This is a genomic window from Virgibacillus halodenitrificans, from assembly GCF_001878675.1.
Lineage (GTDB): Bacteria > Bacillota > Bacilli > Bacillales > Amphibacillaceae > Virgibacillus_Q > Virgibacillus_Q halodenitrificans.
Map to the genome: position 1 here is coordinate 3,634,271 of NZ_CP017962.1, position 14,041 is coordinate 3,648,311.

16 protein-coding genes are annotated in these 14,041 nt (G+C 37.4%); 14 read left to right on the forward strand and 2 right to left on the reverse strand.

Annotated features, from left to right (window positions below; genetic code table 11):
* Positions 1-37 precede the first annotated feature (37 nt).
* From pstC to pstB, 3 genes are all read left to right on the forward strand, one after another.
* Positions 38-991 (forward strand): phosphate ABC transporter permease subunit PstC, encoded by a 954-nt coding sequence (gene pstC, locus BME96_RS17895; RefSeq protein WP_019376266.1) that lies wholly within the window; start codon positions 38-40, stop codon positions 989-991.
* A 2-nt stretch (positions 992-993) separates the two neighbouring features.
* Positions 994-1,878, forward strand: a complete 885-nt coding sequence (gene pstA / locus BME96_RS17900) for a phosphate ABC transporter permease PstA (RefSeq protein ID WP_071649799.1) — start codon at positions 994-996, stop codon at positions 1,876-1,878.
* Positions 1,879-1,998: 120 nt separating this feature from the next.
* Positions 1,999-2,787: a phosphate ABC transporter ATP-binding protein PstB gene (gene pstB / locus BME96_RS17905; RefSeq protein ID WP_077359071.1), complete on the forward strand. Its 789-nt coding sequence runs from the start codon at positions 1,999-2,001 to the stop codon at positions 2,785-2,787.
* Between the two features lie 75 nt (positions 2,788-2,862).
* Here pstB and BME96_RS19900 read toward each other — a convergent pair whose 3' ends face one another.
* On the reverse strand, positions 2,863-3,012 hold the full coding sequence (locus tag BME96_RS19900) for a hypothetical protein (RefSeq protein WP_019376269.1): 150 nt from the start codon (positions 3,010-3,012) through the stop codon (positions 2,863-2,865).
* A 147-nt stretch (positions 3,013-3,159) separates the two neighbouring features.
* Between BME96_RS19900 and BME96_RS17910 the strand changes: the two genes are divergently transcribed.
* The 7 genes from BME96_RS17910 (at position 3,160) to BME96_RS17940 (ending at position 10,181) form a co-directional block, all read left to right on the forward strand.
* Complete coding sequence (locus BME96_RS17910; protein WP_019376270.1) at positions 3,160-4,653, forward strand: potassium/proton antiporter; 1,494 nt, start codon at positions 3,160-3,162, stop codon at positions 4,651-4,653.
* A gap of 769 nt (positions 4,654-5,422) precedes the next feature.
* Positions 5,423-6,100 carry an N-acetylmuramoyl-L-alanine amidase gene (locus tag BME96_RS17915; RefSeq protein ID WP_071649800.1) on the forward strand — a complete coding sequence of 226 codons (678 nt, stop codon included), beginning with the start codon at positions 5,423-5,425 and terminating at the stop codon, positions 6,098-6,100.
* A gap of 87 nt (positions 6,101-6,187) precedes the next feature.
* On the forward strand, positions 6,188-6,751 hold the full coding sequence (locus BME96_RS17920; RefSeq protein ID WP_071649801.1) for a sigma-70 family RNA polymerase sigma factor: 564 nt from the start codon (positions 6,188-6,190) through the stop codon (positions 6,749-6,751).
* Between the two features lie 258 nt (positions 6,752-7,009).
* On the forward strand, positions 7,010-7,708 hold the full coding sequence (locus tag BME96_RS17925; RefSeq protein WP_060681422.1) for a YetF domain-containing protein: 699 nt from the start codon (positions 7,010-7,012) through the stop codon (positions 7,706-7,708).
* A gap of 318 nt (positions 7,709-8,026) precedes the next feature.
* Entirely contained in the window at positions 8,027-8,302 is a 276-nt protein-coding gene (locus tag BME96_RS17930; RefSeq protein WP_071649802.1) for a YqhV family protein, read from the forward strand.
* A gap of 126 nt (positions 8,303-8,428) precedes the next feature.
* A complete protein-coding gene (locus BME96_RS17935; protein ID WP_019376274.1) occupies positions 8,429-8,929 on the forward strand; it encodes a DUF3231 family protein in 501 nt (166 codons plus the stop codon).
* 34 nt (positions 8,930-8,963) lie between these two features.
* Positions 8,964-10,181, forward strand: coding sequence for an MFS transporter (locus BME96_RS17940; protein WP_071650058.1), 1,218 nt, complete (start codon positions 8,964-8,966; stop codon positions 10,179-10,181).
* A 91-nt stretch (positions 10,182-10,272) separates the two neighbouring features.
* Here the strand turns inward: BME96_RS17940 and BME96_RS17945 are convergent, their stop codons facing one another.
* Positions 10,273-11,469 carry a DHH family phosphoesterase gene (locus BME96_RS17945; protein WP_071649803.1) on the reverse strand — a complete coding sequence of 399 codons (1,197 nt, stop codon included), beginning with the start codon at positions 11,467-11,469 and terminating at the stop codon, positions 10,273-10,275.
* Between the two features lie 279 nt (positions 11,470-11,748).
* On the opposite strand from BME96_RS17945, the gene BME96_RS17950 reads away from it, so the two are divergent.
* The 4 genes from BME96_RS17950 to BME96_RS17965 all read left to right on the forward strand — a co-directional run bounded on the left by BME96_RS17950 (position 11,749) and on the right by BME96_RS17965 (position 13,986).
* The gene (locus tag BME96_RS17950) at positions 11,749-12,030 is read left to right on the forward strand and encodes a hypothetical protein (protein ID WP_060681426.1); all 282 of its coding nucleotides are present in this window, start codon (positions 11,749-11,751) and stop codon (positions 12,028-12,030) included.
* Between the two features lie 38 nt (positions 12,031-12,068).
* Positions 12,069-12,389, forward strand: coding sequence for a hypothetical protein (locus BME96_RS17955; protein WP_071649804.1), 321 nt, complete (start codon positions 12,069-12,071; stop codon positions 12,387-12,389).
* Between the two features lie 261 nt (positions 12,390-12,650).
* The gene (locus BME96_RS17960) at positions 12,651-13,217 is read left to right on the forward strand and encodes an RNA polymerase sigma factor (protein ID WP_071649805.1); all 567 of its coding nucleotides are present in this window, start codon (positions 12,651-12,653) and stop codon (positions 13,215-13,217) included.
* Complete coding sequence (locus tag BME96_RS17965) at positions 13,207-13,986, forward strand: anti-sigma factor (RefSeq protein WP_071649806.1); 780 nt, start codon at positions 13,207-13,209, stop codon at positions 13,984-13,986. The genes BME96_RS17960 and BME96_RS17965 overlap by 11 nt, the downstream gene beginning before the upstream one ends.
* Positions 13,987-14,041: the final 55 nt, after the last annotated feature.

Genomic DNA, 14,041 nt, shown 5'->3' on the forward strand with positions numbered 1-14,041 from the left:
ACTTATCATGAGAAATCTCAGAAAGGAGCCTCAACTAATGGCAGCCCAACCCGAATTTAGACAGCAGCCTGGAGATATAAAAAACATAATTGAACATAAGAAACAAAGGAATAGCCTGGCTTCTGTCAGTGAGAAGCTCATACCAGCAATTTTACTCATTATCGCTTCTATTTCCATTCTCACCACAGCCGGTATTGTTGTGACATTGCTGACCGAAACGATTGCTTTCTTTCAACAGGTTTCCTTTGGAGAATTTTTCACTGGAAAAATACTGAAGCCTCTAAGTCAAAATCCGGAGTTCGGTATTCTTCCTTTAATTAACGGAACAATTATTTCATCACTTATCGCTATAATAATTGCTGGTCCAATTGGGATCATGACCGCAGTTTATTTAAGTGAATATGCTTCTGAAAGAGTTAGAAAAATCTTAAAGCCATTGCTGGAGATACTTGCAGGAATTCCCACCATTGTCTATGGTTTCTTTGCATTTACATTTGTTACACCTATTTTAAGAGAGCTTATCCCCGGAATGGGAGCTACGAATATACTAAGCCCCGGCTTAGTGATGGGAGTCATGATTATTCCAATGATAGCTTCATTATCCGAAGATGCCCTTATCTCTGTACCAAATAGCATGAGGGAAGGTGCATTGGCAATGGGAGCCACCAAGCTGGAGACAACTTTTCGGGTGGTTATTCCAGCAGCTTTATCAGGGATTATCGCTTCCTTTGTATTAGGTATCTCTCGTGCGATAGGAGAAACAATGATCGTTACCATCGCTAGTGGAAGTTCCAAAAATTTCACCTTTGATGTTACACAGTCCATGCAAACAATGACTGCGTATATTGTAGAAGTTGCAGGAGGGGATGCTCCAGCCGGGTCTACAATTTACTATAGTTTATATGCTGTTGCCATGACATTGTTTATCTTTACACTTCTTATGAATATACTCGCAAGGTATGTTTCTCGTCGATTCAGGGAGGAATATTAGTGATGAAATATATTGATCAAGTGGACGTACGAAAGAGAATGAATTACCGTATTTTAAAAAACAGTTTATTTAAAGCTTTATTCTTGTCTGCAGCCATGTTCGGATTGATTGTATTGGCGATATTATTAGTTCGTGTATTTTCTCAAGGTGTTAATTGGATTGATATGGAGTTTATTGCAAGTAAACTTTCTACAAATGCTGACAGAGCCGGAATTATGGGAGCAATCCTAGGAACATTCTGGCTTATGGTTGTTGTCATTCCTGCAACATTAATTATTGGGATAGGTACTGCAATCTATCTTGAACTTTATGCTAAAAAAGGACGAATGCAAGCTCTTGTGCAAACAAATATTGCAAACTTAGCAGGTGTACCTTCCATCGTTTACGGTTTATTAGGTTTAACTGTATTTGTGAGAGCTATGGATTTAGGAAATATTGTTCTTGCAGGAGGGCTTACACTTTCGCTACTCGTACTACCTATTGTAATTGTAGCGGCACAGGAAGCCATACGTTCTGTGCCTCAGCATTTAAGTGAAGCTTCTTATGGAATGGGAGCAACTAAATGGCAAACAGTAAAAAATGTCGTGCTTCCAGCAGCTTTACCGAGTATTCTAACTGGTTCCATACTCGCCTTTTCCCGTGCCATTGGGGAGACTGCACCGTTGACTGTTATTGGTATCCCTGCATTGCTCATTCCTTTCCCAGGGGGGATTATGGATACATTCACCGTATTGCCAATGCAAATATATTACTGGACGTTGGACTCATCACTTGTAGCAGAATATGCCAACCTGGCTGCCGCTACCATTGTAGTACTTCTGCTAATGCTGTTTATACTGAACTTTATAGCAGTTCTAATCAGAAACAAATTTCAAAAGAGATATTAATAGCAAAAGCGGGAGCACCTTGCTGCTGACTGACTGGAATACAAAGTAAATTAAATAAAGGAGATGGAGAATTTGAGTACATTAACAGATTCCTATAATATGGAGAGTAAAACAATTTCAATGACAAGACTACTCACGAGACCAATTCCTACGAATAAAACAGTATATCAAACGGAAGGCTTAAATCTATGGTATGGAGCAACACATGCCTTGAAGGAAATTAATTTATCTATTTATGAAAAAGAAGTAACTGCTATCATCGGTCCATCAGGATGCGGGAAATCCACTTTCCTAAAAACTCTTAATCGTATGGTAGAACTAGTTCCAACAGTGCGAACCTCCGGAACGATCAGTTACCAGGGTAGAAACATTTTGGATAAGTCTTTTAGACCCGAAGAGCTAAGAACCCGTGTTGGCATGGTGTTTCAAAAACCAAACCCTTTCCCAAAATCCATTTATGAAAATGTTGCATATGGCCCTAAAATTCATGGGATCCGCAATAAAAAAATTCTTGATCAAATTGTAGAACAAAGCTTACGCGGAGCTTCTATTTGGGATGAAGTAAAGGATCGGCTAAAAGAAAATGCTTACGGCCTATCTGGAGGACAGCAACAACGCTTGTGCATCGCTCGTTGTCTTGCTATTGAGCCAAATGTTATTTTAATGGATGAACCTACATCCGCGCTAGATCCAAAGTCTACCTTACGAGTAGAAGAATTAATCCAAAAATTAAAAAAGGATTACTCTATTGTTATTGTTACCCATAACATGCAGCAAGCTTCAAGGATATCAGATAAAACCGCCTTCTTCTTAAACGGAGAAGTAGTGGAGTATGATAACACAGACATTATTTTTAATAATCCCACCGATCACCGTACAGAAGACTATATTGCAGGACGGTTTGGATAAGAATGAACTTCAAGCACAAAAGAACCACGTTCTCTTAAAGAGCTCGTGGTTCTTTTTATTAATAAACACAGTTATTTATTCTTCTTTCCTACTCTGATATTCATTCGGCTCTTCCCCGAGCTGACTGTTATAATTTTTATATTGGCTTTTCCGTCCATTACGATGTTCTCCACTTTGCTTGTTCTTTTTAAACATATTATTAAATTCTTTTTCTTTATTAACCATAAATATTTATCTCTCCTTTCATTTTCATTAGTTTCTGAATGGGAATATTATTTATTCACAAATAGTACTTCTTATTTTATTTTTTAAAAACTACGGTTTATTATTATATATATAGGCTTTTTAGCTTTGGAAGGAATGTTTATAAATATGGCTGTTGAAACACTGATTTTTTTATTCACTGCAATGCTTCTAATGGGTGTCCTAGCCACTAAATTCTCCACCCGTTTAGGTCTTCCTGCCTTAGTCCTCTTCTTACTTGTTGGAATGGGCCTAAATCGTTTTGTCTTCTTTGAAAATGTAGAACTCTCTCAGCTTATTGGAATAATGGCATTAATTATTATTTTGTTTGAAGGTGGTACTCAAACAAAATGGAATCATATCCGTCCCGTGTTAGGGGCAGCGAGTATCCTTTCTACCATCGGCGTACTAATTACTACAATTCTTACTGGCTTTGCTGCCATGTACATCTTAGACTTCTCCCTACTGGAAGGCATGTTGTTTGGGGCCATTGTTGGTTCTACAGATGCAGCAGCTGTATTCTCCGTTCTTGGTAATAAAAACATCAAGCGCAAATTAACCTCTACCTTGGAAGCAGAGTCTGGTTCCAATGACCCTATGGCAGTCTTTCTTACTGTTGCATTTATAGAAATGATCCAAATTCCTGATTCATCCATATGGTCTGCTGTTGGCAGCTTTTTTATACAAATGGGACTTGGGCTGCTCCTTGGCTTCTTACTCGGTAAATTAACTGTTTTAGTAATCAACCGCATTAAACTGGATACGGCGGGACTATATCCTGTGCTAGCACTAGCAATGGCTTCGCTAACTTATATCCTAACCGACACATTAGGAGGAAGCGGGTTACTAGCTGTTTATGTAATGGCTGTATATGTAGGGAACAATGACCTTATGTACCGTTTTACTATATTACGGTTTAACGAAGGATTTGCTTGGATGATGCAAATTCTTATGTTTATTCTTTTAGGATTACTTGTTTTTCCAACTCAGTTATTGGATGTTTTTTGGCAAGGTATTATCTTGTCCATCATTCTCATGTTCTTATCGCGACCTATCGCTATTTTCCTGTCCATGATTTTTTTGAAGTATAGTGTGAAAGAAAAACTGTTTATATCTTGGTCCGGTCTAAAGGGGGCTGTTCCTATCGTATTAGCTACCTACCCTATTGTCGCTGATATCCCTAACAGTCAAACTATATTTAATGCTGTATTTTTCGTTGTGTTGATATCCGCTCTGGTTCAAGGAAGCAGCTTGTCTTGGCTGGCAAGTAAACTCGGTTTGACAGAAGATAAGAGTAAAAACTTAATGCCAAGCTTGGAAATCATTAATCTTGGCACAACCGACTCAGAAATTATGGAAGTCTCTATAACGAGTAACTCACCAGCATTGGACACTTCCCTAATTGATTTAGAGCTTCCTGCAAACACACTTATTATCGGCGTGATCCGTAATGATGAACTGATCACCCCTTCTGGTAATACGGTTATCAAAGATGGAGATACATTATATGTTTTAAGCAATAAGAAAAGCAGAGATAAAGCCAAGAACGTATTAATGGGAAAAAAGATAAAGGAAAAGGAAGTTAAAAAGGCAAGTAAAAGAAAGCATAAGCAAAAATCATAATATAATTGCTGTTACCAGTTGGTAGCAGCTTTTTTTATTCTAATATCTATTCTGGGGTTATCCAATGATTCGCAAAATAGATAAACTGCGACGTAATTTGATTGTTTGCAAATGGCCCCGACCGATTAATTTTCTCTCCGGCGGATTGCTTCGCTCTCCTGCTGATTAGTTTTCTCTCCAGCGGATTACTTCGCTCTCCTGCTGATTAATTTTCTCTCCGGCGGATTACTTCGCTCTCCTGCCGATTAATTTCCTCTCCGGCGGATTACTTCGCTCTCCTGCTGATTAATTTTCTCTCCGGCGGATTACTTCGCTCTCCTGCCGATTAATTTTCTCTCCAGCGGATTACTTCGCTCTCCTGCTGATTAATTTTTTCTCCGGCGGATTACTTCGCTCTCCTGCCGATTAATTTCCTCTCCGGAGGATTACTTCGCTCTGCTGCTGATTAATTTTCTCTCCGGCGGATTACTTCGCTCTCCTGCCGATTAATTTTCTCTCCGGCGGATTACTTCGCTCTCCTGCCGATTAATTTCCTCTCCGGCGGATTACTTCGCTCTCCTGCCGATTAATTTCCTCTCCGGAGGATTACTTCGCTCTGCTGCTGATAGTCCCCGCTCTACGTCGCAGTTTCCTCCAACTATGCATTTACGAAAGGAATTTAGTATCCAACATTTGCAATAGAATCCTTTTTCTTGCCCCCTATTTATAATTTCAAACGATTTTAATTATAGGATAGCGATCACAAAAAAATATAAAGGAGTTTTTCAATATGAAATTATATTTAGATCCAGGGCATGGCGGTACAGATCCAGGTGCAGTTGGAAATGGTTTGCAGGAAAAGGAGATTGTATTAGATATTGCGTTACGCATTCAAAAATTAATTACCACACATTACATTCATGTAGAGGTGAAAATGAGTCGAACCAAAGACTCCACCATAAGTCTTCAGCAACGAACAAATGAGGCAAACAAATGGAAAGCTGATTTTTACCTTTCTATACACTGTAATGCCTCTAACGGGAAGGGAAGTGGCTATGAGGATTTCATCTATAGTGGTTTATCCGACCAATCTAAAACAAAAAAATATCAACGGATTCTCCATCAAGAAATTTCTAAAGTAAATCAGCTTGCTAATCGGGGGAGAAAAACTGCAAACTTCCATGTTTTAAGAGAAACCTCAATGGCTGCACTACTAACTGAAAATGGTTTTATTGACAACAAAGCTGATGCCAATTTAATGAAAAAATCTACTTGGCGACAACAAGTTGCGCTAGGTCATGTACACGGAATAGCAAAATCCTTTCAGCTAAAGCGTACAGAAACTAAAGCAACATCACCAATATACCGCGTCATCGGTGGAGCATTCGCAGAACGAACAAATGCGGAAAAACGATTACAAATGCTTTTGAAAGCCGGAATAAATGATGCTTATATAGAAAAAGTTTAATTTTTACAATAAATTAATGACAAGATGCCCCTTTTTTACTATTTATTTCGATTATAGAAGTAAATGAACGTATTAGGGGGTCCATTTATGTTTGAAACACATTTTTCATTTGAAGAAATTTTAGAACAAAATGAACGAAGAATTCATTATCAAATAAATCAGCTCCACATCAGAGATGTTAATCAGGAATACTATAGTGAAGGATTGGTTGCCTTATGGAATGCCTATAAAACATATAAACCAGATAAAGGCCCAATGGCAACTTACTTTAATTATACGATTCGCAACCGTCTGATTGATCAGTTGCGAAAGGAGAGAAGACGCCTCGATGTTCAGGAATTTTATTTATTGAATTATAAGTCGGATTATTGCAATGGAAATCATCAGAGAAATAACAGTGGTAATAATCTTGCTATCAGAAGGGAGGCAGCTAGTTTAGTAGAGGATAACGTATTTTGGAAACAATTGAAAGCCAATTTAACAGCAAATCAGTGGAAATGGATTTATTTTCACATCATGGATGGTATGACATTAACAGATATCGCAATACAGGAAAACACAACACTGGAAGCAGTTAAAAGCTGGGGAAAACAAGTAAGGAAAAAGTTAAGAAATGAAGCATTTAGAAAAAAAGTCCAATGGAAAATATAATAACAAAAAAGCATGTCCGTGGCAGACATGCTTTTTTGTATGTTCGTTTGTATCTACTGTGAAGTAACTTGGTGCATAGAGTTTGAAAAATAACTTTGAAGCAATGGATCAAACCTTCTGCTGTCATTATCCGCAGTGACTACTTTGTCACCAGCATGGCTTCGTCAGCTACACTGCGTGTTGGAGCTTTGTTGTATAAATATTAAATTGTTACAAACAACTATACTATCCATTAAATTAGGAGAAAGAAGGTATCCTATGGCTATTCCAGAGTTAATTTTGCGTATTTGCCTATCATTCGCGTTGTTATTCACACTAACGCGTATTATGGGTAGAAAAGAAATTAGCCAAATGACATTTTTTAATTTTGTTTCTGCCATTGCCATTGGCTCCATTACAGCAATTTTGGCTACTAATCAAAACTTCAGTATGCTTAATGGAATTATAGCATTAACGGGTTGGGCAGGCTTCACCCTCATTATGGGATATATAGATATAAAATCACAAAAAGCAAGAAAATTTACTACAGGTATTCCAGAAATCGTTATCAAGGATGGAAAAATAATGGAGGAAGCACTACGAAGAACAAGATTAGATAACGATTCCTTGCAAGCTCTTTTACGTCAGAAAAACGTATTTTCGATGAAAGAGGTAGACTATGCCATCTTTGAAACAAGTGGTAAGCTTTCTGTTATGAAAAAAGAAAATAAGCAACCAGCAACCAAAAGTGATATTCATCAGTTAACTACTTATTCTCCAAAAATTTTCCCTACCGAGATAATCTCTGATGGAGAACTGAATGAAGCAAACCTTAAGAAGTTAAACTTGGATACTAACTGGCTGAACGGGCAATTGAAACAAGCTGGTATTAAATCACTATCTGAAGTTTTCTATGCTGAAGTACAACCTGATGGAACGCTTTATTTTGACAATAAAAGAGATGGTTTATATCACTAACTAATGAAGATTAGTCTGGAAAGGTAACTTTTCAGCTAATCTTTTATTTTTTTATCTAATTTTAGCTTTATTAAAATATGACCAGCTTTGAAAAACAAGGCACCCTAGACAATTTAGCCGCGTAAACGTTCCTAGAGTATCGAATAATCATAACCCTGGCCTCGTTCTCAATTTCCAAGAGGTTGTTCAAGAATCAGATTGGCTTCCATAGATGAAGGTGTCTTACTTTTCTTTGCACGCATAACTTTTCCGTCCTTATCTGTCCAAGCAGTGCATATACATTATTCACACTGAAATTTTAATAGTCGGAGGGAAAAAATGTTTACGTTATTGGAAAAAGCAGTACTAGGAATGGCCCTGCTAAGAATTTTATCCGGAGGACTGGAAATTTTTGCAGCTTATTTAATGATCAGGTTCAATGAATTGGATAAAGCACTCATTATTAATGGTTCACTTGCTTTTATTGGCCCACTTGTTCTTATTCTTACAACCGCTATTGGGTTAACGGGATTGTCTGAACAAGTTTCATTTAAAAAACTTATACTTATTATTTTAGGAGTTAGTTTCATAATTGCTGGAGTCAAAAGTAATTAGTTCTTTAAATAATACAGCACACCAATATTCCAATAATAAAGGATAGCCCGTCTACTTTTATTTTCAGTCATATTTTATCTTTTTTTAGGGAAACTAAAAGGACTACTTTTTAGGAGGAGTAACCAGATGGGTATTTTAAATGGGAAACCTGAGGAAGAGCCACTTCACGCAGGTGAAGTGTTTCATTTATGGTCCTATTTACACGGAACGAAAGGGTTTCTGGTAAATATGCAAATATATCTCAACCATTCAGGAGATAACGATTTAATTGCTTTTTTAGAGGATATGCAGGAAAACGTTGTTACACAGGAAGAACAGCAAGTGGATGCCTTATTAAAGGAAACCGGGATTCGATTACCTCCAGCCCCTCCTGACCGTCCTAATGTAGAACTTCAGGATATCCCTGCTGGTGCTCGTTTTCACGACCCTGAAATTGCTAATTTAGTACAGAAAGAGCTAATGGTCAGAAGGATCCTTTGCAGTTATGTTATAGGAGTCTCTATTCGTGAAGACATTCGCACCATGTTTGGAGATTTTCTGGCTCAGCAAGATGAGTACGAATTAAAACTGCTCAACATTACGAAGGAAAAAGGCTGGATTGTTTCTCCGCCTATTAACACTAAATGAGGAGTGGGGAACATTGAAACCAAAAGAAAAAGGCATGGCTATCATAACAATTGGCTCTATTCCCTTAATCATGACATTGGGAAACTCCATGCTTATCCCTATCCTTCCTCAGATGAAAGCAGCTTTAGAATTATCACAAATGCAAGTTAGTCTGACAATTACTGTTTTTTCAATAATGGCAGCAATATTTATTCCTTTCGTTGGCTATTTATCTGATCGATTTTCAAGAAAAGTTGTGATTATTCCATCCATCATATTATTTGGATTGGGTGGCCTGATATCAGGAGTTGGAGCAGCTTACTTCTCGCAATCCTATATATGGATTTTAATTGGCAGATCCATACAAGGGATTGGGGCAGCAGGCTCTGCCCCTATTGCAATGGCGCTTACCGGAGACTTATTTAAAGGTGGTGAGCAAAGTCGGGTGTTAGGTGTTTTTGAAGCATCAAATGGATTGGGAAAAGTGCTATCACCTATCTTCGGCTCATTATTAGGATTAATTATTTGGTATGCTGCGTTTTTTGTGTTTCCCGCTCTTTGTCTTATTAGTTTAATTCTTTTATTATTTTTTATTAAAGAAAAGAACAATAGACAAGCTCCCCCGCCCTTTGCAAAGTATGTTAGAGGTTTGCTTAGTGTGTTTAAACATGAAGGCAGATGGATTTTTACTACCTATTTAGCAGGGGGAACCTGTTTATTTACCTTGTTTGGGATTTTATTTTATTTATCGGATGTATTGGAAACGAAATATTCCATTGAAGGAATAATGAAGGGGCTAGTGCTAGCAGTCCCTCTTCTAGTATTGGTAATTACATCTTATATTACAGGTAGTAAGATTGGTCAAAATCTGGAGAAGATGAAGCGCTTATCTGTGATTGGCTTTGGGCTAATGACCTTATCCTATGGAACACTTATTTTTTTTGAAAAAATCATTCCATTTATTTCGGTATTGGCCATAAGCAGCGTAGGGGCAGGTCTCATTCTTCCCTGCGTAAACAGTATTATAACCGGTGCAGTTGGAAAAGAACGCAGGGGCTTTGTAACATCTTTATACGGATCTGTCCGCTTCCTTGGAGTCGCGTTCGGCCCCCCTATTTTCACACGTTTAATGGAATGGTCAAATACCGGGATGTTCTTAACAATTGCTGCATTCACATTATTGGTAGGACTGCTAGTTTTAACCCTATTACATGTTAAAGGGAAAGATGGAAAGAAAAACAAAAAAACAGCTATTCGTTATAAATATACATGATAAGACGGACATGACAAGACAAAATATAATTAAGCTTTAAACCGAAAAGAGGAACAGCAAGGAGGATACCCTTCCCCGCTGTTCCTCTTTTCTACTTATTCTCCTTGCCCCTTTGCCTTTTCACCTCATCGACAAGGTATTGGACAAATATCTCGTCTCTAATTAACCATGCTTCATAGTTTCGCTTCAGGAATTTCTCACCTTCTTCAAAGCTGGAAAATTTAGTTTGCTGCTTTTGTCTGTTTTTTTCATACGCCCACGCTTGGTTACTTAGTGGATACAGGAATAAAAACTCATCTGTTTTACTTTTATATAAAGTTCCAAAGGTTGATTGCTTTTGGTTAAATCGATTTCTTCTAGCATCTTCACGAAGCGGTTCCAACGGGTAGGTCTTTGCTACAAACTGTTTATAAGCTTCCTCTGTAAGAGAACATCCTGCTGCTTTTTCATGTCCTCCCCCTCCAAATGAACCTGCAACTTCGGAGACATCCACATGATCGTGTATTGTACGAAACCCCATCCTTCTTCCACCAATATTTAAAATAGCTATATAATCCAGATGGGGGTACTCTTTTCCTAATTGATTTCCTAACTCTGAATGATAAGATTCTGCAAAAACAACTCCTGCATAATGCCCCCCTGCTTTAATTTGGACAAGTTCCCGTCTTTTTCGTCGAATATAGCGAACAATCTTATCATCCTCCATATCAAGCAACTTCTTTTCAAAATCATCAAAATCAAAATATGCTTCTTTACTTAACCTTTCCAGCATGCTCTCTTCAAATTCATCTATGGAGACAAGAAAAAATAATGCATTCAGGCGCTTTGCTTTCTGATTATCATTTTTCTCCCATTCCCATGTGTCATACTGTCTAACAAGCTCGACAAACTCAGATATTGCATTCGATGATTCCAAATAGCTGTGTTTCACAAGGTAATCATAGTACAAGGAGGTAGCCGAATGTAATTCACCAGCTTCACCCTCTACATGGACAGCTGCCCATTCATAATCATTAAATGACAGAGCAGTTTTATGATGGTCAATTAACTGTACCTGTCCTCCCTCTTTATAAAAATTCTCTAACCGTTTCTCATTCTCTTCATTTACCGACAAATCAGTAATCATTAAAAAAGTATCTTTTGACTCATTTTCCAGAAACCATTTTACTTCCCTGTTTAATCCAGCGATTGAATTATAGCGAATGTTAACCTGTTTTCCAAAAGCTAAGCGTGCCAAAATCCCACAACCCACGCCGTCTAAGTCATTATGTGATAGCAGTTTATACATGTACGTCACCTCTGCTACTAGTATGGTTCGATAAGGGTGGATTTATCAGCTAAAGAAAAAGTTATTCAAACAGAAGAGAAATTTGTTTCAATGAAACTTAGTGTAGATTTCATACGTTATATATATCAAATTACTCCTTTATAGATTACTTTTCTAAAAAAAGGGAATAACTTCAGTAGCAGTAAAAAATACCTACTTCATACTTTTTCAAAAATATACATATGTAGCATGAATAGATAATAATAGAAGCGGAAATTTTTAGAAATTAGGGGGATTTAAATGAATAAATTTAGCAGAGGATCAATTACATTAATTTTATTTGCTTTCATTCTTTTACTAGTTAATTGGTCGATTATTCAATTCTCTGAACCCATATCACTTATTGCTTATTTGCTTTTATTTGTAAGCGGAATTTTAGGGATAGTAGCTTTCCTCCGCAAGGAATCAGGTTTTTTAAAAGGAAGCTGCCTTCTCTGTATAGCCGCTATTCTATTCTTCATATCCTGGTTTAAACCCCTGGAAATAACAAGAGTGACAACATGGTTACAAAAAATTATCTAAGCATTGGAAGAGACCCAGCTTTAAATAGGAGGTGTAAAATGAAGCGTATTTTCCCAAATGCCATGCGTGTCTCGTTAATATCTCTTGCTGCCACACTTATTGTCACTGTCGTTCTAATGGTGATTTTAAACCTGGCAAACACGAACTCAGAAATAGTACATTTCATTGGCAAAACGTTTATTGCACTTTCATTACCTTTCCTAATTTTAAATCCAATCTTTGGGTTTATTTACTCATTTAAAATAAATGACCCATATAAGATTCTTTATATACTGCTTCACTTTGCATCACTTTGCACTATCTCTGTTGTTGCATTGCTCGGTTTTATGTTTCGTTATTTTGTATCCTTTGCTCCCTAACACAATATGAAATTTCCTCTTAAAAGGCATAATCGTTAACGATTATGCTTTTTTTTAACATCTATTATTTTTATTTCTTACTTGATCAATAGGGCGACATTTTTTAAAATTCCCTCTCACTTCGCTCCCGAAAATGGTGGCAACATTGATCCATTATTCCACACAAAACGTTAGCTAAATGACTGGCACACTATCATTCTTAGTTTTTAGAAAATAATGCTATGATAGTTAAATAGAATCTTTTTTGAAAAGGAGAATGATATGCAGCTTCATGACACGGAATTATTCAAGCGAATACAAACCCACGATGAAGAAGCTTTAGAATTGCTATATGATCGATACGAAAAATTACTTTTTTCTTTTTGTTATCGAATGACAAATAATTCATTTTTAGCTGAAGAAATTGTGCAGGATGTTTTTACAAAGCTTTGGACAAAGCAAAGGAACTTTGATGAAACAAAAGGAAAGTTTTCGTCTTGGCTTCTAACTGTTACACGAAACGCAGCACTTGATAAACTTCGAAAAAAAAGCTTAAACACGTATGAGCTCGATGAGAGAGACGCATTGCATGAAGCTTCTTCTTCCGTTGAAACACAAGTAGAGTGGAAAGAAGAAAATGAACAACTGCAAACTGCCATGAAAACATTGTCAGAGGAACAAAGAGGAATTATTGAGTTATTTTATTTTAAAGGGATGTCTCAAACCAGTATTGCTGAAACTTGCGGCATTCCCTTGGGAACAGTGAAAGGAAGAGTGCGCTTGGCGTTAAAACATTTACGAACAGAGCTGTCTTCCATTAAAGAAAGGGGGATGCAGCATGAACAATAATTCTTGTGACATACTGCTTGATTACTTTAATGATCAGTTAAGCGAAGAACAAAGGAAAGAGTTTGAAACACATCTGCTATACTGTGAAGAATGTCAGGATGAGCTTGCTGAACTGGAACAGTTAGTTGAGGATCTCCCCTATGCAGCTGAGCCGGTTAATCCTCCAGAAGGTATGAAGGGCCGAATTCTTACTACCGTAAAGGATGAAAATAAAAATATTACACCCTTAGCACATAAACAAACCGAGGCTGAAGGGAAATCATCATATGCAAAAGAAACAGAAAACAAAACGAAAAACAAGTCCTGGATGAAACCGTTAATTGCAGCTGCTTTAACACTATCACTAGCTGGAAATGGAGCAGCACTTCTTTATATAAACAATCAAGACAATGAGGTAGCAGAGGAACCTCCTGCAAAGCCTATCAATGAATCACTGGATGCAATTAAGCAGTCTCTTACTTTGAGCCCTTCATCTGGTGTAAATGCCGAGGCTTCCGCATTAATGATTGAGCAAAATGAGAAAATGAACTTAGTTATAGAGGCGAATAACCTCCCTCCACTCGAAGGTGAAGAAACCTATCAGGTATGGGTGTTAAAAGATGATCAGCCACATCGGGCAGGTACATTTGTAACGAATGCAGAAGGAAAAGGAGCTGTATCCTATCTGCTGGAAGGCGATAAAAGCTGGGAGACAATTGCAATTACTAAAGAGCCTAATGCGAACAGTCAAAAGCCTAAAGGAGAAATTCTGTTAAGCTCCCCTATCTAAGGAGTTAAATTGAGATGCATACGAACGCATCTCAATTTTTTCCCTCCTGAACTTA